This is a genomic window from Candidatus Methylobacter oryzae, from assembly GCF_003994235.2.
In the GTDB taxonomy this organism is placed as follows: Bacteria; Pseudomonadota; Gammaproteobacteria; order Methylococcales; family Methylomonadaceae; genus Methylobacter_A; species Methylobacter_A oryzae.
This window is the reverse complement of record NZ_RYFG02000101.1, coordinates 36,517-59,459: the sequence shown is the minus strand read 5'-3', so window position 1 is coordinate 59,459 and position 22,943 is coordinate 36,517. Positions and strand designations below refer to the sequence as shown.

The window sequence follows — 22,943 nt, the reverse complement described above, 5'->3', positions numbered from 1 at the left end:
TTATAACTTTTTGTAATTAATTGTTTACGTTTTTGGCTTTGATGCGCTATGCTGGTCAAAACTAAAATTTACAAATCTTCACTTTTTAAACCTTATCAACTTTAATCTGACCAGCAGGAGATCACCGATGAAGAAAAAACAAAATATTTTCGCAGAACAATATGCGGACGAGCTTCTTGACGCAAAGCAAGCTTCTGACTTTTTGCATGTTTCTGTAAAGACGTTAGCCAATTGGAGATCAAGCGGAAAAGTTATGCTGCCCTTTGTTAAGCTTGGGGGACGGGTGTTGTATCACAAAGGCGTTCTGCTTGAAGAAGCCAATCGACGTAGCGCAATCAGCACTGCGCAAGCTCGACTGTTGGTGCCTTAAATTTATATTTTGCGAAACAGTGCTTTAACTAATACGCGACAGGATAGACATGATGAAAAATCAAAAAAAATACACAAAAACAATTTCCAACTTATCCTCAATTACCAGATCAGTTGAAAAACGTGAAACTTCACAACAGACTGTTATGACAAAAGCCCTCCAGTTTAAAACGAACAATTGCTCTGATGCTTCGTTAAGTCTAGCGACGGAAGCCACCAAGACCGTTCTGGCTGATGCTCGAAGCGCTAATGATAATGGTAGCGCTCATAGCTCTACAGATTTATTAATTAGTTTGGATGCCAACCGGCAGCGGGATTCAAGTTTGTTATCCGGTCAAGCTTTAGTCTCACAACATTTAGATCAGGGCAATCGCCTTGATTTAGGTGATGATTTTGCTAATGTTACTACGGATACTCCAATGTACAGCTTCGAAGAAGCCAGAACCAAAGCTGACGAGCTCGATGCGGAGATCATTTATTACAAAAATGCTTCTGACCAATTAATTAGAGCACTTTTCAATTTTCAAGCAGGAAAAGGTCTGGCTGCTTTAAAGTATAAAAACTGGAGAGCCTATTTCAATGATCGTTTAACAAATAACGGTTGCAGCACGTCTTCATTGTATTTATTTGTCGAAATTGCAGAGTTTGCGTTGACGCATCGCATAGCGCCGACAGATGAGCATCTAAAATCGTTGCGCAGAATATGTCAAATAAAAAAATCTATCCGGCAATCAATTTGGGATGTTTCGGTCCAAGAGTCGCAATCTTTGGTTCCGCCTGTTTCCTCTATTGAAAAAAGTTACCAAAATTATAAGCAAAGCCATAGCTGCAAAAATGACTCGCTGCTACGAAAGTTAATAGCGGACAAACCTGATGAGCAGCAAGTTTTAGCAATACTGTACGCAGTCAAGGAGCGAATGGAAAGCGTAGAAAATGATCCATATGGCATTCAACAGTTATCGTTTTCGGATCTTAAAAAGATGAAGTCGGAATTGGACCTTTATATGACTAATCCCGACCGTTTTTGGGTAACTGAAATTCAAGCTAATAATCTAAATGAAGGATATATCGATTAATTTAATCGGATAATGGGCGCTGTGTCTTTCGTCTAATTAAATCAAACTACAGGATACTGTTCGCTGTCGTTGCTACTAAAGGCAGCGAACATTCCAAAAATTGGAAAAATAGGATCTTGATCGGATATTAGCGGTTTACCGTTAGGTAATGGTATTGGCTAATTTGTTTTTGGCCCCAGCCGATTGCCATTTATTCCTTTTGTCATACGGCATAAAAATGAACAAGAAAATATAGTTAACATGACAGAGAGATCGCTTTATATAGTATTTACTCGAAAACTGTAAAACGATAACAACTCCCAATTATATTTAATAATTTATAGTAATTCAAAGTATTGCAGAATAGGTATTAAACGTGAATAAAAAAGAAACCATTGCGAAGACCAAAATGCTTGTGGACAAGGTTTATCCGCATTTTGACAAGGTAATCTTAAAGGCTGATATGGAAATTGACTTTAATATCTTCAATGTAAAAAAACTAACCAACCTAAAATCGACAAAACAAAGACCTCCGACCATCGTTAAAAAGGACATCAAGTTTCAAAGTCCTTACTATCTGTTAACGTTATTCCAGCCCTCAGTTGGCAACCTAGCATACTTTTGCGATAGGAGTGCACATCTCCCCATCAATTTTAATGTGAGATACGCCGAAGTGACGTATGATTTTATCGGTTCTGATCCCCTTGCGCTGGCAACTTTGGTAAATGCGCATCTAGTGCATCTAAAACGAGGGCCTTGCTATTATGACGTGTGTGAAGACACACATTACTGGGGAGAGAGAAAGAAGAACAAATGCACTTTTTTTCCGGTGAGCTATTGCAATATATCAAAAATTGCCCAGAAACCCTGCTTCCACTTTGAGTATAGAATGCAGGGCAAAGCGATGTGCGATCAGCATCTTCTGAGTGTGCCTTCCGATTTGATTTATTTTAACTTTGACGAGTTTTTTAAATTAAATACAAAATTTTATGTAACACCCATCAAGCGAGATATTGGTCGAGCCATTGCACTGATGAATAATCATGTGATTACTACCGATAGAGGGCTGGAGAAGCGTTATGACAGTTTTATGAAGAATCCCTTGACCAGAATAAATGATCCAACCGTGCAAAAACTGCTTTATAAAATACCCCCTCTAAAACAGGTGTTGCATGGAAGTAAAGTCACGCGGAAAATAAACCAAAAATTTACAGAGAGTATGCAGAAGGCTTTAATTAAACAATAACGCAACCCAAGTTTCTTTTAACACTGATTTATAACCGTTGTTTATTCGAGTATTTGTGATTGCGCTGAATACTCAGCGCAGTCTTTTTTAAAATAAGACGAAATGCTATCTTTTTAGAATGATGTTGTATCGTTATTGAACGTATTATACGTCCGATTCTGCTTTGATTTAAGGTTAAGCAGTCTTAATCAGGCTAATTAGCTTGTATTATGAATCAACGCCTAATAATAAATAATTCGATATTTTCCCTATTTCAAGCCATTAATTGGTCCTGAGTATAGTGTTTTAAAAGCTCTAGTATTATTTAAAGCCTATTTAGCCTATAAATACCAAATTCCGTTTTGCGAACATTTTCAAATAGAATATACGTTATTATTATACGCTATCAAACTCAATGTTATTAATGGCTCAATAGGGTATTATCTCGTTAATTTATAACCAAAGCTTCCATTCAAATACATTACCCTTCAATGGTTTCTTGTCGTATCTGTAATATTAATAATACGCTTAAAACCTTTTAGCTTTAATATAAAATCCGTGGGTTTAATATTACTCGCTTCATTATAAACTGAGCTCATAATCAAAGTTTGCGAGCAACGTGTGATCGCGACATAAAAGAGTTTGCGTTCATCATTTTCGTTATCGTGATGACGGTGTGAATGTACATAGGGAAAAAGTGTATTATCGGCATCAATTACAAAAACGACTTTAAACTCTAAACCTTTGGCACCATGCGCGGTTAATAATGAAACACCGCCTTGATCAGATTTGCCGAGAGCATAAAGATGCTCAAGCATCTGCGCATCGTCAATCCCTTGTTTAGCAAGCATCGTAGCGCCGGTCAATTCTGCATTGAAATAGTGCTTATCGGATTTTTTACTGGACTGGCTGGAAGCGACTTTCGTGCTATAACTAACCAAAAACGCGTGTATAAAACGTACTCTCGCTTCTGTAGTATTGGCATGAAGACCTTTGCGAATTAAGTCGCCGAATAATTTTAAATGTTTATTGCAATTTTTTCGGGCGGTCTTATTGGTACTGGATAGTTCTGCTTTAACATAAGCAAAGTTTTCTTCTGTCGAGGTAATATCCAGAGACAGTAGGATCTTATCAACAAGACTTTCCTGATAACCGTTCACCATTAAGTCAAGAAGGAGAGCCAATAATGTCGGGGTAAAAGTTCGATTATCATCATACGCGGTATGAAAAGCATCCATTTCAAGTTGCAGATACCGTTGCAGGTTGACTAAGCTTTCATGCTTGCGAGCAATAATCGCCATATCGGAGTATGCCATACCCTGGTGATGAAGCTTTACAATTTTCTGGGTAACAAAGCGATATTGGGCATTTTTATTGGCAAAAGTATAAAAGTCCGGTTTATCGCCTTCTTTCTCCGACCACATCTTGATATTGCGGACCTCTTGAATTGCTTGTCGAAGCTTTGAAGCCAATAGCGCCACCGGTTTTGTACAGCGATGACTTTGGGTTAACGTAAAAACTTTTGCTTTAGAAAGCGCTTGTTCTAAGGTCTTCAGATTGGTGGCTTTAACGCCCCGGAATGAATAAATGTTTTGTGCATCATCGGCAACAAAAAAGGATTGCTTGATAGCGCCTGCCAGCATAATGGCAATTTTTAGTTGTACCGGTGACAAGTCTTGTGTTTCATCGATTAACAGTAGGCCATACTGCTGAGCAATGGTTTGCAATAATTCCGGATGACGTACAAATAATTGATAACAGCCTTCAACCTGCTCTTTAAAGCCAATAATGCCCCTACTCTTCTTGTGGTGTTGATATTCCGCGAGAATCTTGGTGAAGGGCTTAACGGCATTGGCATAGAGCCCTTTTTTATAGACACTGGCAATCGCTTTTAAAGAGGATTCCTGGGTTTCAAGTACTTGTTTGATAATCGACTCGACGTCTTCAAACGGCAGCCTATCTTTGTGTTTTTGCAAAGCAATGGAGTCGTATACGGCTTGCAGAATTTTTTGGTTATAACCGTTATCAAAGTCGGGACGCTTTTTGTAGCCAGCAAGTTGCCAATGCTGTTTGAGGATACGGCAGCAAAAAGAATCAAAAGTGCGAATATCAAGCTGTTTCCTGTGCGCAAAAAATAATGTTTTGCCCTTCTTCTTGTTGTCGTTGTCGGACTTTTTGGAAAACGTTAGCATTAAGCAATGCCCAGGCTGCTGTTTTTGTGTGTAATACTGCTGAATCGCTTGAAACAATAACGTGCTTTTTCCAGAGCCCGGCACAGCGACAACAATCTTGCATGCACATTTGCTATTCAGAATGGTTTGTTGCTCTTGAGTAGGTTTCGGCAGCGTCATTTTGTGGTCTTACGGGTTACAATCGATGGTGCGGTAAAATTTTTATGGCCCCATATAAGGGATTGGGATGAAGATCGTTGCTTTGGACCGTAAACACCAGAAATTGGAAGCATAAACCAATACGAAGCATTTTCTTTTAACGCTGATTTAGCATTTATCGTCTCGTGTTATTACTCCGGTATAAGACATTTGCTGTATTTTCCGAATTCGGAAAAATAGCTTCATTGGCTACATTAACCCAATACAATGGATCTTTTGGCGGCACGCAAAATTTACTAATTGTTACCTGAGGCGCTTACTCGATTATTTAGACAATGTCTGGTCTAAAAAGCGCAAAATCGAAGTGAAGCCACTAACCAAGCCAATCACCAGTAAGAATACGCCAAAAGATAGTGAGGAAGAATAACCGTCGGAGAGGTTTTGTGCCTGAAGCGATAGGGCTATCGATGTTATTGTCCTTAGAATAAAAAAGACGATAAACCCTATAATCAAGTCCCACGTATCCAACTGCATTGAAGACAAAGAAGAATTAGCCTAAGGATGGGGGGATAGACGCTTCAGCAATCCATGGCACGCTGCCTAATAGTGGCCGCTACGTTTATCCGGTAACATTTGCAATTTTCTAGTAATGCCGGACCTTAATGCGATCAAACTGCTGCAAACAACAATTGCACTAAACCGGCAGCGACTGCTACGGGCCGTATCATTTTAGCTGCTTTATTATGGTGGCAAGACGGTTTAGGTAACGGCACTGGTTACGGCATATCCAAACTAATAGAATTTGGTAGCATAAAGAAGGATAAGGCCAAAATCGACACATGGTAAATTTTAGAGCATTTTTATTATAAAATTCCGCTTTTTCACGCTCTTCTTATTTATATAACTCCTCAATGCTGGAAATCGAAGAAATTATCAGACCAGCCCACCAGGGAAGAACCACTCCTTTTCTATGCAATGCATCCGATGGCAAGGCTTACTATGTTAAAGGCTATGCGGCTTCAGTTGCCGGATTGATTAAGGAATGGATGGGCGCAAATTTAGCGCAGGCTTTTGGGTTACCAGTGCCACCGTTCAAAATAGCGTTATTGGATGATAGGCTTGCTGCTAACTATGGCGGTCTAGCTGCTTCGGAGCTTAAAGGTGGTCATGTCTTTGCTTCTAAAAAAGTAGCTTCAGCAACCGAATTAAAGTTTGAAACGCTAAAGAAAATTAATACTCTACTACAATTAAATGTATTGATGTTTGATCTTTGGGTTGAAAACTTAGACCGGACTTTAACAGAGAAAGGCGGAAATCCTAATTTACTTTGGAAAACGGACGAATCGGCAGGATTGTATGTTATTGATCACAATTTGATTTTTGATGATGAGTTTAATAGAACAGATTTTTGGACTACCCATGTTTTTAAATCCGTATTTATTAATAAACAATACGATGCTGTTGAAAAATTAGATTTCGAAGCAAGAATGAATAAAGCGCTTGCCTGTTGGCAATCAGCGTGGGATAACATACCCGAAGAATGGATCGAATTAAACGATGACACACAGTGTTTTGATCCTGGAAAACATCTACAACGCCTTAGCAATGAAGCAAAAGGAGACATCTGGTTAAAATTGCCATGAATAAGCAAATTTGTAAGTACAGCATTATTCGTTTTCAGCCTTACCCTGAAACGGAGGAGTTTGCCAATATTGGTATTGTGCTTTATGCCTCTGCGTCTAAGCGCCTGGAGTTCAAGCTGCTGGATGGCAAACAACATGCGCGGATTACTCATTTTTTTGATCATCCCATGTGTAAAGATGTTTTTGTGCAAACAAGCAAAATAATTCGGGCGGAAATTGAGCGGGTTAAGAAATTTTTAGATGAGACTGTGAATGTCGAGGTTGATCTGTATGCGGAATTAATCCGTTGTCGAGAAGATATTATTCGTTTCAGTGATAGCCGAGTTTTATTCTGCGTTGATCCAGTGGCAACTGTCGATAAATTGTTTGAGCATTATATTCATCGTAGCTTTATCCACGAACCTGTACATGAAGAAAAAATGAAAAAGCAGGTGCGTGACTTGCTTAGCCATTACAATCTTGGCGAAAAATATAAGGAAGGCATAATTGGGGAGGCGGATAAGTATGAGGTTAGATTCCCTTTCGTTTACAAAAATACAAAGCAAACGGTTATCAAGCCGATTCACTTTAAGCATGAGAAACCTAGTCTGCTGATTGACCACGGACTTTCTTGGCTTGCAAAAATCCAACAATTGGAAAAATATCGCTTTATTCGGCCAGATGAAATTTTGTTTGCCTACGATGCACCGGAAGCTAATCAATGCAACCTATTTAATGCTTTTAATGAAATTAAAGGGCAAATTGAAGCTGAGGGTATCGAGATGGTAGATATTAATTGTCAAGATGATATTGTAAGATTTGCAACTGCGTAAAAATGGTTTTAAAGCCAGACCATCAAACCACGCAGTTCAATACGATCTCTTAAGTAAGTATCTGCAAAGAGATAGTACGATTAAAATTCAAGAGTCAATATTAATGCCGTTGCTTTTAGTAACGCTCAATACTGATTGCGCCATCTAACATGTTTCCAAAACTCTACTTCAATCGAAAACTTGGGGCTTTAAAACAGACTGCCCTCGGTTTTTATCGATCAGGTATATTCGCCCTTTAGCAAACGGAAACTTCCGCGCCGATGTCCGCATGAAAGGAATTGTTAAAAACAAAACCTTCTCTTCCGAATCAATTGCCCAAGCTTGGGCGGAAAAAATCGAACAAAGCATTAAAACCATTCCATATATGGATCAAACTCAACTGCTGGCACTATCTGAGACCGATATTGATAGCATGGGCGGTGAGGATTTATTCAAGCAGTTGGGTGTTGATTTGTTTTCTCTTCGTAATCAAGCTCAATTAGAGGCTATCAATGCGCTAAGCAAAAAAGAGCTACTGCAACTATCACCGCAAGAAATTGAGCGCATGGGCGGCGCTGAGCTGTTTTTACAAGCCGGTAAGGGCGAGCTGATGAACTTGCGTTGGTGTGATGTGAACTTTAAAGATAATATCGGCTATTTAGGTGACACCAAAAATGGAACCAGTCGGGAGCTGCACTTTGCGCCAGTCGTTATCCATGTGCGCGATACTCTAACTATTTGTATGATTTGCTAGGCGGCTTCGGCTAGCTGCTTACACAGTAGAAAACTCCTAACGAAAATGATGGTGGCTTTTCAATTGAAATCAGTGGCCGACTTTAGATTAGAATGGTTGGCTGTTTTTGATTGGAGTTGATGGCTGATTTGGGATGGAATATGCAGCTTGGCAGAGACGCCTTAAAGTTCTTGACTAGGAGACGCTCTCTGCGCGGCGAGGACTTGTAGGATCGAAGTCCGAAAGTCGTGTTGGTGGAACAATTCTATCGGAAGTGGTTGAGGTTTTGCTATACGTTTGATCTGACGAAGTGAGTATTATTGAACATTCCTTGCAATATGGTTGACCTCTTTCAGTATGAAACTTTATTACTCTATTTTTCGTGAGCGATGGGTTATTATGCTGAATCAGTATGATGCTTTATTTTCCAGAAGTTAATTTTTGCAATGGTAGAATGTGGCTTCAAGCGTGGTTTAGTATGAAACTTTATTACTCACCCACACAAGTGTGGGTGAGTAATAAAGTACTCTCCTACAGCAAGTGTGGGTGAGTAATAAAGAAATACTCTTCTACAGCAAGAACAATTGTTAAAGTTTGGTTTAGTCAGCGCCGCTAAAGCCAAAAGTATTAAATTCGAAACACGTAAACAAACTCAGCCGCAGAGCAAGAATGGAGTCGAGGTAGTTGATAAGGCCAAGAAGCTGGTCTATTGATTTGTATTGCCCAAATTATGCTTCTCGGCTATGGTATATAATATTTTGAATGAAAGAATTAGTAATGTCAGGTTTAAAAGCAATTGATTTTTTTTGCGGAGCCGGCGGTATGAGTTACGGTTTGCAAGCTGCCGGAATTAAAATTTTGGCAGGGCTTGATAATGACTATTCATGCAAAGAAACATATGAAGCCAATATTGTAGATGCAAAATTTATTCACCATGATATAAGCGATTTGGATACTCTCGAATTAGCTAATATCTTAAAAATCAATAAAAATGATAATAACCTTATCTTTGCCGGTTGCAGCCCATGCCAATACTGGAGCAAAGTTAGAACCAATAAAACAAAAAGCCTAAAGAGTGCATTTTTACTTAAAAACTTCGAGCGCTTTATCTCCTATTTTAGGCCTGGCTTTGTAATAGTTGAAAATGTTCCTGGATTAGCATCAAATAAAACACATACCATTCTGCCGGATTTTATCAGTTTCTTAGACAAAGAAGGTTACGTTTATAATGATGGCGTAATCAATGCTATCGATTTCGGGGTTCCTCAGAAAAGGAAACGTTATCTGCTTATTGCCTCAAGACTTACGAGTAAAATAAGCTTACCTACTCCAGAACACAATCCTAATCTTATAGTTAAAAATTATATTGGCGTTGCTAATGGATTTAATAAAATTGTAGCCGGTCATAAAGACGAATCCAATTTCCAGCATTGGTCAGCCAAGCTTTCGAAGGAAAATTTACAGCGAATTCAGTTGACCCCTAAATCAGGTGGTGATAGATCCTGCTGGAAAAATAATAAAACACTCCAAATTCCTGCTTATCAAGGAAAGGACGATATCTTTCGCGATGTATATGCTCGTATGTATTGGGACCGCCCGGCACCAACCATTACTACACGATTTAATAGCTTTTCAAACGGCCGTTTCGGACATCCTGAAGAAGACAGGGCTATTTCCATACGCGAAGGAGCCACCTTACAAACCTTCCCCAAAAAATTTGTTTTTAAAGGTGGCAATATGGCTAGTTTAGCAAGGCAAATCGGCAACGCGGTTCCGCCGGAAATCGCCAGACGCATAGGCGCTCATATTATCGATATTGCTAAAAATGGCTAAATTCAAAACCAGGGCCAGAGCAGTTGATATGCTTGGCCGTCAGCAAATTGCCAACGTATCCACCGCGATCAGCGAATTGTTTAAAAATGCCCACGATGCCTATGCTGATCATACCGAAGTGGATTATTTTCGCTCAGATAATTTATTAGTCATTCGTGATGACGGGATAGGGATGACGAAAAACGACTTCGAAAATCGATGGTTGGTTTTAGGGACCGAAAGTAAATATGCCGTTCAAAATCGCCTCATCGAGACGTACCGTCCATTCGACAAAATCGAACGGGCAGTCATGGGAGAAAAAGGCATTGGGCGATTAGCCATCGGCTTGCTTGGCGAACAAGTTTTAGTGTTAACGCGTGCACGGCGTAAAAATGGCTTACATGACTTGGTAATGTGTTTTATCCATTGGGGGCTTTTTGAGGTTCCGGCTATTAATCTGGATGAAATTGAAATTCCGATTCACATCATTACGGACAATAAAATACCATCCGATATTGAAGTTGGCAGTCTTGTTAAGGAGTTTAAGAAAAACGTCGAATTATTGGAAGGTAAAAATATTGATTATGACTTTAGTAAAATTTTAAAAGCTTTAGACGACTTTCAAGTTGACCCGGAAAACTTACAAAACTTCCTTGGCGGTATTTCACTGATTGAGTCATCCGGCACACATTTTTATATAGCGCCCGCGAATCGTACAATACAAGCTGATATTGAGCAGGAAAAAACCAAAAATGAAAAAGAGTTTTCGAAGTTCCTGCTTGGATTCTGTAACTCTACATTTCTTGAAGAGCCGCCTCCTCCCATACAGACTGCTTTTCGTTATTGGCCCTCCGATACTGATAATGAAGATTTAATTTCTGATCGTGAATTTTTTACAAAAGATGAGCTAGACAGTGCTGATCACAGAATTTCTGGAAAAATTGACGAGTTTGGTCAGTTTCGGGGAAGCGTCAGAGTTTATGAGGAAGTTACTGACGACTACGTTATCCCATGGCAACAAGAAGGTGGCAGAAAAACTATTTGTGGGCCATTTAATATAGAATTTGGCTATATCCATGGCAATCAAAGAGAAAGTCGACTGGTACCAGATGAATGGAGTCGATTGAATTCAAAATTAGCACAATTAGGAGGAATATACGTTTTTAGAGATCGTATTCGTATATTGCCCTATGGAAATTCAGATGTTGATTGGTTAAATATTGAACTAAGAAGAAATAGAGGTGCGGGATATTATTTTTTCTCATATCGACGGTGCTTTGGAGCTGTAATTTTAAACCGAAATGACAATAGCGGATTACAGGAAAAGGCTGGACGCGAAGGTTTCCAACAAGACAAAGCATATCGAGAATTAAAAAATATTCTTGAAAATATTTTTATCCGGCTTGCCATAGATTTTTTCCGTGATGGAGCGGAACGTGGTGAATATTTTGAAGTACGTAAGAAAGAGCTGGAAAAGCTAGAATTTGCGCGAAGGAAACGTGAAAAACAAGTTTCAACAAAACGCAAAAATCTGACCGGTTTACTTGATAAATTCTTTGTACGAACACAACGTGGCGAACCTAAACTTGAAATCGAAAGTATTAGAAGCCACGTAAAGCATCGCATGGATAGCGCTGCAAAAATAGCTGATCCTGATGAGGCCGCAATTGCCTTACTGGATGCGGAGAAAGAAGCAAACCGAAGATTGTCGGAATTACAGGAGAGCTATCGAATTGCCAAACCTCGCGGGGTGGGACTCTCCCGCCAATTGCAGCGCGACTGGGATGCTTACGCGACAGAAGTGCAACGCCTGGAAAGCGAGGTATTTCGGCCTTATGCCGAGGAAATTACTCAGCAGCTGGGCAATATAGCAACTCAAGCCAGAATCTATATCGACCAACGCAAGCGCCTCCAATCACTGATTAACGAATTAGCGGAGAATGAAAAGAAATCGGTCAGGAGTGAAGCGGGAAAATTGAATAATACCGCCGAGGATACTCGCAAAGCGGCTACCAAAGTCGCCAGAGATGCGATCCACGAGCTTCAAAACACCATATCTAAGGTTGAAGCGGAATTTGCCAGTAAAGACTTTAGCGGGTTATCGCCTGAGCAAACGGAACAAGTGCGCAAGGAATTTGAGACGCGTATCGAGAGTGTCAGTAAGAAAAACACTGAATCACTTAGCCGGATACGAGATGTGCTGACCTCGGTTGCGGAAAACATGACAACCGATCCCGATATTACTCAGATCGATATGATGGAAGCCATGGATGAAGAACTGGAAACTCTGAGGGAACAAGTCGATACGGATGCGGACTTGGTTCAATTAGGGTTAGCGGTGGCGGTAATTAATCATGAATTTGAGGCCGCCATCAAAGGTGTGCGTCGATCCCTACGAGAGCTACGTCCTTGGGCGAATTTAAATAGTAATTTGGCACCGCTTTATCAGGAAATTCGTAATAATTTTGATCATTTGGATGGACATTTAAATTTATTTACTCCATTACAGCGTCGTCTATATCGGAAACCGATTGAAATCAAAGGGAGTGACATCCTTCATTATGTAAAAACCCTGTTTGATGTTCGACTAAAACGACATGACGTTAAATTAAACGCTACAGAAAATTTTACAGATATGGTTGTTCATGGTTTTCCATCAACGCTTTATCCGGTATTCGTCAATATTATCGACAACGCTATTTTTTGGTTGAAAGATATACAAGGCGAAAAACAAATTAAGTTAGATAGTGGTGATAAATCATTTTTTATTAGTAATAGAGCAATGTCATTGCCTCATGAAGAGGCCTGTGAGCACGTTCATCCCCTTTTAGTTGCTGAGATTCAATCAATTTTGCAAGATTGTTTGTCAGGTCAAACTATTACCAACAATGTTATAAAAAATTGGGTTTCTGACCATTGGAGTCCAACGAATACGGCTCGTCAATTATTTAGTAATGATCAAAATGCTAAGGAATTTGTTGAATATTTTTGTATCAATGGTGAAAAGATCAAGGAAAAATATCAACCTAATACTTTTGCTTCGAACTTTGTAAAAAAAATAATTGATAAGAGGGGCTGGAAAGGAAGTAGCAGCGAAGATAGAGAAAGTCTTCGTAAGTTGTCAAATTTAATAGATATAAATGATGAGTCTAAATCAAGCCATAAATTTGCAATGTTAATGAGTCATCGCACTTTTTATGACAATAAAGAGAAATCACTGACTTTAGGAACTATTATTCGTAGAGGGACTATAGACAATCCGGAATATCTTCTTTGTTTACTCCCTTCATGCGATACAGTTAGATTATCTGAAGAACGTCGTTTTGTGTTTTGTACGTTGAATGTCATGAATAAAGATAATTCAACTAAAGAAAAAACAAGTCATATTATTGAGGATGAGAAGGCGTATAAAGAGCTCTTATACTCACCGAATTCTTATAATTGTGTCACTCTTGAATTTTCTCCGAGTCCTGAAACTAAAAAAGTGATGGCGGAAAATGATAACTTAAGTTTTATTTGTAAAACAGACGGGCAGAGTTATAAATGGATAGCCCAACTTAAACCTGAGCACGCCCAAAGAGCAGCCGAACAGTTTTCTAGCAATTTATCCAGAGTCGGCTTAACGGAATCAGAATGGCTTAGGTTAATGTCGAAATAAGCTTTTACTTTGTTAGCGATGGATATATTGACTCCCGAGCAACGCCAACGTTGCATGGCATCTATTTCCGGGAAAAATACCAAACCCGAGTTGATAGTCAGGAAATTGCTATATAGCCTAGGTTATCGCTACCGCCTGCATTACGCCAATCTACCCGGAAAACCGGATTTGGTTTTTCCCGGCAAAAGAAAGGTTATATTCATACATGGCTGTTTTTGGCACAGGCACGACTGTAGGAAAGGAAAATCTATGCCAAGCAAGAACTTTGAGTTCTGGCAGAAGAAACTCGCGGATAACGCGAGCAGAGATAATAGAAATATTAGAGAACTTAAAAAATTAGGCTGGGAGGTTTTAGTTATTTGGGAATGTGAGATTAAGGATATAGAGATGTTAACCATAAATTTGCATTCTTATCTGCAAGCTAAATAGGGGTTCAAGTTGACTAATTAAGCGGACTAGGAAAGGAAAATGTAAGAATATCCGTGTCACTGCAATTAAAAATCTCCTGAAAACCGGTTCTCGTAGAGTATCATAAATTGATTTTAGAGCGGACTTCCAGTTGTGGATCGGCATGGCCCATTTCTTAGCGGCCTGGTCAATAGCTAAATACAGCCTGACTTCAAACTGTTTGAACTTAAGTTCAATGGGCAAACCGTCAAGACTGGTACCTTCGGCTACGAGCCGAGAGTCAATTCTTTCTTCGGTATCTCCAAAGCTATTGAAGCTGACGGCGCAGTGTTAGATATACCGCTGTTTACTCTCGTCGGTGATAATGATGGCGATCCGGTTAAGAACAAGTAATTCGTGCTACAACCCTGCCTTCCTAAGTTCATCCGTCAAAGCCCTGCAAAAAGCCAGCGCCGCAGGGCATAAATTTATTGTATACTCCATCCCTGAATAGCTTCTTTTATCCTTAGAGATACCAGCGCGTTAGCCGACGAGGCAGGGATTGAATATACAAGCTTCCAAAGTAAGCCGCAGATCATGAACTCCGGTTTTTCAAACCATTACAGACCATAGGCTTCTCGTTAGTCTTCAATAAAAACATTGTTCTTCTTTCCGACGATAAATACGAAATTGAGCCAATTACCCAGTATGGGCGAATTCCTAACATCTGCTTACTTAGTGCCGGACTGCGTTATATAACATAGTTATATTATGTAGGATCGGTGATATGCCATAAATTATTTTCCCCAATAACTTAATAATAACCGTCCGAGCCCGCGCCGGTAGAGGATTTGCGTTTATTGGCGTAATTATTGCTGAAGTTCTTGAACTTCGTTTGAAAGGAGTGATGTCCGAAGGATCGTGTTCTGTAATTTTTCAATTTATAGATACCGATAATTTGGTTTTCCTCTGAAACGACTCTTTTTGAAACAAAGCTTGTCTACCTGTAACTATTTGGAGAACTACGCAATGAATAACGCTATTCAGCCTATTTTTAAAACTACATTAATCGCGGCCGGCTTAACGGTTGCGATGGGGGCATCCGCGGCTGGGATGGATATGTCCGCATCCACCAGTAGTAAATGGTTTAACGGCGATAGCATAGTCGAACCCGGCACCACTATTCAGGCCATTGCAGCAAACTCTAATAAAAACAGCTACACCAGCAACCCGGCTTTAAAAAACAACGCATGGGGCATGCAGGGAGCATGGCTGAGTTTTAATGTGCCAACCCGATCTACCGTGCTTGTTACGTTAACGTCGCCAACGACCAACGCGCCGGGTTTTACCGTTTACAGAACGGATGGCAGTTTTACCGGTACCGGTACCGGTACGCCGGCCGACACTAAGGATGCCATTCATAGCTTCAACCAAGTCGGACAAGCCGGAACGGCAGGTGTTGTTTGGGCAACCGACGATTCGGTTACCGGTTCTCTGACAGGTAATACGACGGTTAACGGTATTGTTGAAACGCTGGGTTATGTTAACGGTTCCGGAATTGAATATATCAATGGTTTTGGCGGAGTTATCAAAGCCGGCGCTAACGACACCAGTATCGACAATCTTTATGAAAACGGCGTTTTCGGCAACATTGCTACCGAAGGCAACACAAACTACGCTAATTTAACACTGGTTAATTTGGCGCCGGGTTATTACACGATCTTTTTGGGCGGCACCAACACCAATGATACGGCTGGCAGTACGCCGATAGATGTTAAGGTTTCCGCGTTAGGGACACCGGCTTCCGACTGTTTATTAAATGCGCAAGAAAAGGCACATCCGGATTTGTTGCCTGCGACAGGCGCGCCGTCTCAATCGGTGACGACTTACTATTATCGCGGTTACTCAAGAACTAATTCCTATTTAGGCATATCTTCTACCGACAACCATCTGTATTACGTTGGGACCGACGGCAAGATGCAAGATCAAGGAGCTGCTGCCGGCTTGATGATGGCCGCAGGATGTAAATAAGATTAACCGCCATTGCCGGGCGTATGGATCGTGCTCGGCAATGCCATGATCCAGCAAAGCGGCGGATTTTGGTTTTTTCGGAGATCAAGATTCCAGGCAGTGCGGCGGTATTGCCCGGAATTTTATTGTTAAAAACTGGTTGTGCTTTATTTTCATATGGTTATATATGTTTGAGTGCGTTTTGGATTGCTTGATAACGCCTCTGAAACGATTATTTTGGAGAAGAGCCATGGCCGTTTTTCGTCATGGCCTAGTGGCCATATTTCTATCATGGGTCTGGCTGCCTCAATGCAGCGCTGAAGCATTGGCGCTTGGCCCTATGCCGATTAGCCTGAAATATTTGCCGGTACCGGAAGTACCCGGCTTGGTGGACGGCTCCAGTCCTATCGTAGTCAATAAGACGGCCGCTATTGCGTTGGGCAAGGCGCTGTTTTGGGATATCAATGTCGGCAGCGACGGCATGGCCTGCGCTTCTTGCCACTTCCACGGCGGCGCGGATCGCCGGATAAAAAACCAGATTGCTCCCGGCGGTCAATCGACACCGTCAAACAGCCGGCAATTTGCTGTTTCCGCAGTCAATGACTTGTTGGGAGCCAATCAAACGCTGAGATTAAGCGACTTTCCGTTGCATCAACGGCAGAATCCCCTGCAAGAGTTTTCTCCAATTATTTTCGATATCGACAACGTTGTCGGATCGGCAGGCACTTTCGGCGGCGAGTTCAGGACGGTGAGCCGTACCGACATGGTCGACGATTGCAAGCGCGACGCCGATGCCTTGTTTCATGCCGGAAATACCGGCACCCGGCAGGTTACACCACGTAATGCGCCAAGCGTGATCAACGCGATTTTCAACCATCGCAGTTTTTGGGACGGCCGCGCGAACAATGTGTTTAACGGCAGCAGCCCTTGGGGCGAACGCGATTCCGATGCCGGCGTGTGGGTCAAGGATAATGCCGGAAAGGTCGGCAAGGAACGCCTGCACTTGATCAATTCCTCGCTGGCCTCGCTGGCTATGGGCCCTCCTTTAAATGCGACGGAAATGACTTGTAAAAAACGGACGCTGAAAGACATCGGCAGAAAATTAGTGTCGCGCCGGCCGCTGGAGCATCAACGGGTGCACTGGGCCGACAGTGTGTTGGCAAGTTTGAGTTTCAGCAGTCCGGGAAATTTAAAACCCGGACTTAACATAACTTACGGGGAGTTGATCAGGCAGGCTTTCGATCAAAAATACTGGTCCTACACAGGAACGGGAGAATTCGGCAGTCCAAGCGGCGGTTCGCCTTACAACCAGATGGAAGCCAATTTTGGGATGTTTTTCGGTTTGGCGATTCAGCTTTATGAAAGCACGCTGATTTCCGACCAAGCTCCGTTCGATAACAGCCGGCGCGATGCGAACAATCAACCGATAGACTTGACGGCTTCCGAGTTGAACGGCTTGGAACAATTCCGGGTGAACATGTGCGCCCTCTGCCATTTGGGGCCGAATTTCACTGCCGCCTCGGTCAACGCGAATGCGGCTTTAGCTCAGATCCACCCCGAAGTTTTCGGCCAACCGACGTTTTATATCAGTACGACAACGAATGTGGTCGACCGCATTCCGCTGTTCGTTCGTAATAAAGCGGTTACCGCGTTTTACGATACCGGTTTCGCGTCTACTGGCGTTGCGAAACAATCGGCGGACATAGGGCTCGGCGGCGTCGACGATTTCGGCAATCCCTTATCTTTCAGTCTGCAATACCTGCAACATTTAGCCGGAAATACCGATAAAGTAACGGATGCCGACGTCAGCAAGGTACGTGCCTGCGATTTTCAGGAAGAATTTGCGCTAAATTTCCAGCCGCCTTATCAGGCCGACAGCTTATTTACTCCCGGCGACGGCATTAAACCCCAGCCGCAGAGTACGGAAAACTGCTATTTATCGGCGGCAAGCCATGCGTTTCTTCCGACCGCTAAAGCGGCGCTCAGCGAGTTGAACAATGCCGATACAACAAAAATGGCCGCCGAGGTAAATGCCTCTTTCAAAACGCCGTCATTGCGTAACGTCGAGCTGACCGGGCCTTATATGCATAACGGCAGTATGGCGACCTTGGAACAAGTGCTCGAGTTTTATACCCGAGGCGGTAATTTTAACAACGATGCGAAACAAGTGACCCGCGTCTTTCAATTGCATAACTTGCAATTCTCGGAGCAAAACCGCGCGGATTTGATCGCGTTCCTGAAAACATTAACCGACGATCGCGTTCGTTACGAGCAAGCGCCTTTCGATCATCCCGAGATTTTTATTCCGCATGGGCATGAAGGCGACCAAGCCTTTACGGTGCCCTACGCGTCGTACCCGAACCAGGCGAAAGACCAGTTCTTGGCGATTCCTGCCGTCGGTGCAAGCGGTACGGCGGTTCCGCTGCAACCCTTCGCCGATTATTTGGCGCCCTAGACAATAACAATAGCGTATGAACAAAAGTCCATTATTTACTTTAAGCCTGTTAGCGTTGACGGTTTGTCCGGCCGCTTACGCCGACGATAGCATCACCTTTCTTGAAGACATCATTGTTACCGGTAAAGCCTCTTCCTCGGCGATGTCGGACAAACAGGAAATGTCGGCAGACGACATTGCCGCAAAACAAGCTCAAGTCGCCGATACCGCAAAATTATTGGAGGACGTTCCGGGGCTCAGTTTTCAAGCCGGCGGCGGGGTGTCTTCATTGCCGATCATTCACGGCTTAAACGATAACCGGATCAAAATCGACGTTAACGGCATGACCGTGCATTCGATATGTCCGAATCATATGAATCCGGCGCTGTCTTATATCGACCGTACCAACGTCGGCAATATCACGGTTTTACAGGGCGTTACCCCGGTCAGCATGGGCGGGGACAGTATTGCCGGAACGATTTCTGTCGAATCGGCTAGGCCGGAATTTGCCGAGCCGGGCAAGAATATTCTGCTGAGCGGCAAAATGTCGTCGTTTTACCGCAGCAATGGCGATTCGTTCGGCGGCAGCATCGCGGCCGGGATTGCGAACGAGCACGTCAGGCTGGATTACACCGGCTCGGATACGCAAAGCCGCAATTACAAGGATGGTAACGGCAACGTCGTGCATTCCAGCGCTTATGAAAATCAAAACCACGCGGCCGCGCTGTCGTTCAAATTCGATGACCACTTGCTGGAGATCAAAGGCGGGCAACAGCATATTCCTTATCAAGGCTTCCCGACCGCACGGATGGACTTGACCAATAACGACAGTATTTTCGGCAATGTTCATTATAAGGGCATGTTCGATTGGGGTAACCTGGACGCTAAGCTGTACCTGGAGAATACCAGCCATACCATGGATTATGAGGGCGACAGACGCGCGCCGGAACCGATGCCGATGGAAACGCGCGGCAGGAACCACGGCTATAAGCTGCAAGCCGAAATACCGTTCGGCGAACAGCAAACATTTCGTTTCGGCAACGAATTCCACAGCAGCTTGATCAACGACTTTTGGCCGGCTACTTCGCCATTGCCGAGCATGATGGGGCCCAATACCTTCTTTAACCTGAACAACGCCACGCGCGACCGTGTCGGCACCTTTGCCGAGTGGGAGTCGGAGTGGACTGCGCAATGGAAAAGCATGTTGGGGCTCAGGTACGATCATACGATGACCGATACCGGCAATGTCCAGGCTTACAACAATGTTACTGCCGATTATAACCAGGCGCTGGCATTCAATGCGTTGGACCATCAACGGACTTACGATACTTTTGATTTGACCGCGTTAATGCAGTTTACGCCGAATGATTGGGGACAATATATGTTCGGTTACGCGCGCAAAAACCGTGCCCCGTCGTTGCACGAGCTGTACCCGTGGAACACGAGCCCGATGCAGATGACGATGGTCGGTTGGTTCGGCGACGGCAACGGCTATGTCGGCAATATGAACCTGAAGCCGGAAACAGCGCACAACATCAGCTTTACCGCGGATTTTAACGATCCTAAGAAAGATGCTTGGGGCTTAAAGGTCACGCCTTATTTTAGCTATGTTGAAAACTTTATCGACGCCGACCGCTGCAGCAAATGCCGCCAGCCCAACAATGGTTTCTATTACCTGCAAATGGCTAATCACGATGCGCGGCTTTGGGGTGTCGACGTCAGCGCTAGGGCCGATTTGTACAGCGATAAAACATTCGGAAAATTTTCCACGCACTCAATTATGAGCTACGTGAATGGCCGGCGAATGGATGGCGGCAACCTTTATCACATGATGCCGTTCAATCTTAAACTGGGTTTGGATCATGAACGGGAAGGGTGGAAGAACGGTTTGGAAATGCAATTCGTCGATGCCAAAGGCGATGTACAGGCGATTAGAAACGAGCTGCGTACGCCTGCTTACGTTCTGTTAAACGCTAAAACCGGCTATCAATGGAAACACCTCGCCATCGACGTCGGCCTGGACAATATTCTCGACAAGCAATATTACTATCCGTTGTCCGGCGTCTATATTGGCGATCAAAATGCGATGACGCTGAATTCGTCCCGAGCCAATACCAACAATCTACCCGGTCTGGGAAGATCGGTCTATGTCGGTATGACGCTGACCTACTGAGAATTTGAGGCTTATGATCATCTGCGAAATAAAACCGCTAAGGAAAATTACAATGAAACCACTGATATTGTTTACCGCATTATTCATTATGGCTGCCAACATCGACAGCGCGCTGGCCGATACCAGGCATTATGAAGTCTCGGTGACCTTTCTGGACGATACTGTCTTCACCGGATCGTTCGATTACGATGCCGCGACTCAAAAAGTCAGCAACCTGCACGGCATACTGGACGATGTCTTGATGGGCAACAAGGAAATCCTCAATTATCAACTGGGCTACGAGAGCGACGGGAAAGGCGGCATCAATGCCAGGGTTTATGCCTTAAATACAACGGCAATCGGCACTAATCCGCCCGTCAACAACAACGTTGCCGTCATCATTAATTTTAATGCCGCGGATCCCACGCTCGGCGCCACGGATCAGGCGCAATTGGCCTACATGGACTGTTCTGCGGGCGGCCTGATGGGGCAGACTTGCATGTACCACTTATCCTGGCATAAGCCGGTATTTCCGATGGAAGGAGGGCACGGCATACTATCGGAGACAATAACCGCGACTGCCCAAGTTTCGCGCAACGATTGCTTTTTTAATTGGGCGGAAAACAACTACTCGCAATTATTTTCTCCTAAAGGTTCCGCATCGCAAACGCTGTCGCCTTATATTTATCGCTACTACCCGGCTACGAATTCATACCTCGGCATTTCTTCCAACGATAGTCATGTTTACTATGTCGGGCCGAATGGCCGGTTGCTGGACGTAGGTCCTTTATCCACTTGGTTCGCTTCGGCGGGATGTTAGTCCTGATTGCTTACGTCTTCACAAACTGCGGCCATGTGCCGCGGTTTGGAAAATACGTTGCAGCATAGGTGCCGTGATTCATTAACAACATTGATATGCCTCTAAAAAAGAGAACATGGATGACACGGATAAGTCCCTGAAACTAAGTTTCCAACACTCGTTCAAAGCCGGAGTGCAGGCTCCGCCTGCTTTGCAAGCAGAGCTTGCACTCCAAAATTTGGCCAGATTACTTAAGAAGTTAACCCTGTAAGAATCCGTCGCATCCGTGCCCTCTTAAGATCATTCGCGTCCGCCATTATTGATGTCTCTACGTCTAACTAGGATCGGCGCCAGCTTCTCCCTCAATGCAGTCGTATCAACTCTTAACCCGTTTAACTGGAACAAAGTCTCAATTTATTAATATAACCTGAGTTCGGGATAAGAAAACTGGCAGGTTTTTGAAAAAATAGGGAAAAATGCAGTTTTAACACCATTTTTCTTTCCAAAAACCTGCCAGCCATGAAAATAACACAAATTTACTGCGACGTAGACGATTTTTGCCGGACATTTATCCCCGAATGGCAAAAGCTACAGCTCATCCAAGGAGACAAGAAACGTCAGCGCGCACCGCGCATGAGCTACAGCGAAATGCTCAGTATTTTGGTGTACTACCAGGAATCGGGCTATCGAACTTTCAAGTGGTTTTATCAAAGACTTGTGCAAGTATCCTGGCGGGAGGCGTTCCCTAAGTTGCTGAGTTACAATCGCTTTATCGAGCTTCTGCCAAGGCTGCTGGTGCCGCTGACGGCCTTTATGCTCAGCCGCTGCGGCAACTCGCAGGGTATCGCCTTCATTGATTCCACGCCGCTTGCGGTCTGTAAAAATATCCGTATCCCGCGCCACAAAACCTTCAAGGAACAGGCCGGGCGTGGAAAGTCCTCCACGGGCTGGTTTTATGGTTTCAAGCTACACCTCGTTGTCAACGACCGGGGCGAAATCCTGTCTTTTTGTATAACGCCGGGCAATGTCGATGACCGGAAACCCGTGCCGAAACTGGTCAAGTCCTTGATCGGCAAACTGTTTGGCGACCGGGGTTATATTTCCAAAAAGCTGGGTAAACAATTGGCGGAGCGCAATATCAAGCTGGTGACGACATTGAAGAAAAATATGAAAAATCAACATATTGACGCATTTGATAAATTGATGCTGCGCAAACGCAGCATCATTGAAACCATCAATGACCAGTTAAAAAACATTTTCGATCTTGAGCATTCCCGTCACCGCTCTTTGTACAATTACTTGGCGAATGTCGTGGCGTGTTTGGTCGCTTACTCGTACCAGGAAAAAAAGCCCGCTCTTGACTTGAGGGACGCGGATTTACTGCCTTTTCTTGTAAATGCTTAAACCGAACTGAGGTTAATATAAATGATCATTTAAAAAATCATGGACATCGTTGGAAAAATATAGATAGACTCTTCAAAGAAGTCTTTATTAATGGGTTCCGTTGAGTGTTTTATTTTTCCGAACCAATGATAATGACGGTGT

General features: G+C 43.2%; 16 protein-coding genes. 15 read left to right on the top strand and 1 reads right to left on the bottom strand.

Translation table 11 applies throughout. The features are described 5' to 3' along the window. Window positions 1-127 precede the first annotated feature (127 nt). The 3 genes from EKO24_RS12780 to EKO24_RS12770 all read left to right on the top strand — a co-directional run bounded on the left by EKO24_RS12780 (window position 128) and on the right by EKO24_RS12770 (window position 2,670). Complete coding sequence (locus tag EKO24_RS12780; protein WP_127028752.1) at window positions 128-370, top strand: helix-turn-helix domain-containing protein; 243 nt, start codon at window positions 128-130, stop codon at window positions 368-370. A gap of 52 nt (window positions 371-422) precedes the next feature. Then, a complete protein-coding gene (locus tag EKO24_RS12775) occupies window positions 423-1,445 on the top strand; it encodes a hypothetical protein (RefSeq protein ID WP_143733223.1) in 1,023 nt (340 codons plus the stop codon). 355 nt (window positions 1,446-1,800) lie between these two features. Next, entirely contained in the window at window positions 1,801-2,670 is an 870-nt protein-coding gene (locus EKO24_RS12770; protein WP_127028754.1) for a hypothetical protein, read from the top strand. A 467-nt stretch (window positions 2,671-3,137) separates the two neighbouring features. On the opposite strand, the gene EKO24_RS12765 is transcribed toward EKO24_RS12770, so the two are convergent. Further along, window positions 3,138-5,000, bottom strand: a complete 1,863-nt coding sequence (locus EKO24_RS12765; RefSeq protein ID WP_127028755.1) for a UvrD-helicase domain-containing protein — start codon at window positions 4,998-5,000, stop codon at window positions 3,138-3,140. A gap of 890 nt (window positions 5,001-5,890) precedes the next feature. Here EKO24_RS12765 and EKO24_RS12760 point away from each other — a divergent pair. The 12 genes from EKO24_RS12760 to EKO24_RS12705 all read left to right on the top strand — a co-directional run bounded on the left by EKO24_RS12760 (window position 5,891) and on the right by EKO24_RS12705 (window position 22,802). Beyond that, on the top strand, window positions 5,891-6,622 hold the full coding sequence (locus EKO24_RS12760; protein WP_127028756.1) for a HipA family kinase: 732 nt from the start codon (window positions 5,891-5,893) through the stop codon (window positions 6,620-6,622). Next, on the top strand, window positions 6,619-7,434 hold the full coding sequence (locus EKO24_RS12755) for a DUF3037 domain-containing protein (RefSeq protein WP_127028757.1): 816 nt from the start codon (window positions 6,619-6,621) through the stop codon (window positions 7,432-7,434). The genes EKO24_RS12760 and EKO24_RS12755 overlap by 4 nt, the downstream gene beginning before the upstream one ends. Window positions 7,435-7,702: 268 nt before the next feature. Beyond that, window positions 7,703-8,167, top strand: a complete 465-nt coding sequence (locus tag EKO24_RS12750; RefSeq protein WP_127028758.1) for a site-specific integrase — start codon at window positions 7,703-7,705, stop codon at window positions 8,165-8,167. A 563-nt stretch (window positions 8,168-8,730) separates the two neighbouring features. After that, a complete protein-coding gene (locus EKO24_RS12745) occupies window positions 8,731-8,859 on the top strand; it encodes a hypothetical protein (protein WP_127028759.1) in 129 nt (42 codons plus the stop codon). Window positions 8,860-8,908: 49 nt separating this feature from the next. Beyond that, window positions 8,909-9,979 (top strand): DNA cytosine methyltransferase, encoded by a 1,071-nt coding sequence (locus tag EKO24_RS12740; RefSeq protein ID WP_127028760.1) that lies wholly within the window; start codon window positions 8,909-8,911, stop codon window positions 9,977-9,979. Further along, on the top strand, window positions 9,972-13,616 hold the full coding sequence (locus EKO24_RS12735) for an ATP-binding protein (RefSeq protein ID WP_127028761.1): 3,645 nt from the start codon (window positions 9,972-9,974) through the stop codon (window positions 13,614-13,616). Before EKO24_RS12740 ends, EKO24_RS12735 begins: the two co-directional genes overlap by 8 nt. Before the next feature lie 18 nt (window positions 13,617-13,634). Further along, a complete protein-coding gene (locus EKO24_RS12730) occupies window positions 13,635-14,045 on the top strand; it encodes a very short patch repair endonuclease (RefSeq protein WP_127028762.1) in 411 nt (136 codons plus the stop codon). 987 nt (window positions 14,046-15,032) lie between these two features. Further along, complete coding sequence (locus EKO24_RS12725) at window positions 15,033-16,034, top strand: hypothetical protein (protein ID WP_127028763.1); 1,002 nt, start codon at window positions 15,033-15,035, stop codon at window positions 16,032-16,034. Between the two features lie 229 nt (window positions 16,035-16,263). After that, window positions 16,264-18,468, top strand: coding sequence for a cytochrome-c peroxidase (locus EKO24_RS12720; RefSeq protein WP_127028764.1), 2,205 nt, complete (start codon window positions 16,264-16,266; stop codon window positions 18,466-18,468). A 16-nt stretch (window positions 18,469-18,484) separates the two neighbouring features. Next, on the top strand, window positions 18,485-20,620 hold the full coding sequence (locus EKO24_RS12715; RefSeq protein WP_127028765.1) for a TonB-dependent receptor: 2,136 nt from the start codon (window positions 18,485-18,487) through the stop codon (window positions 20,618-20,620). A 52-nt stretch (window positions 20,621-20,672) separates the two neighbouring features. Continuing rightward, on the top strand, window positions 20,673-21,419 hold the full coding sequence (locus tag EKO24_RS12710) for a hypothetical protein (RefSeq protein ID WP_127028766.1): 747 nt from the start codon (window positions 20,673-20,675) through the stop codon (window positions 21,417-21,419). 498 nt (window positions 21,420-21,917) lie between these two features. Next, window positions 21,918-22,802, top strand: coding sequence for an IS982 family transposase (locus EKO24_RS12705; protein ID WP_127028767.1), 885 nt, complete (start codon window positions 21,918-21,920; stop codon window positions 22,800-22,802). The last annotated feature ends 141 nt before the right edge of the window (window positions 22,803-22,943 follow it).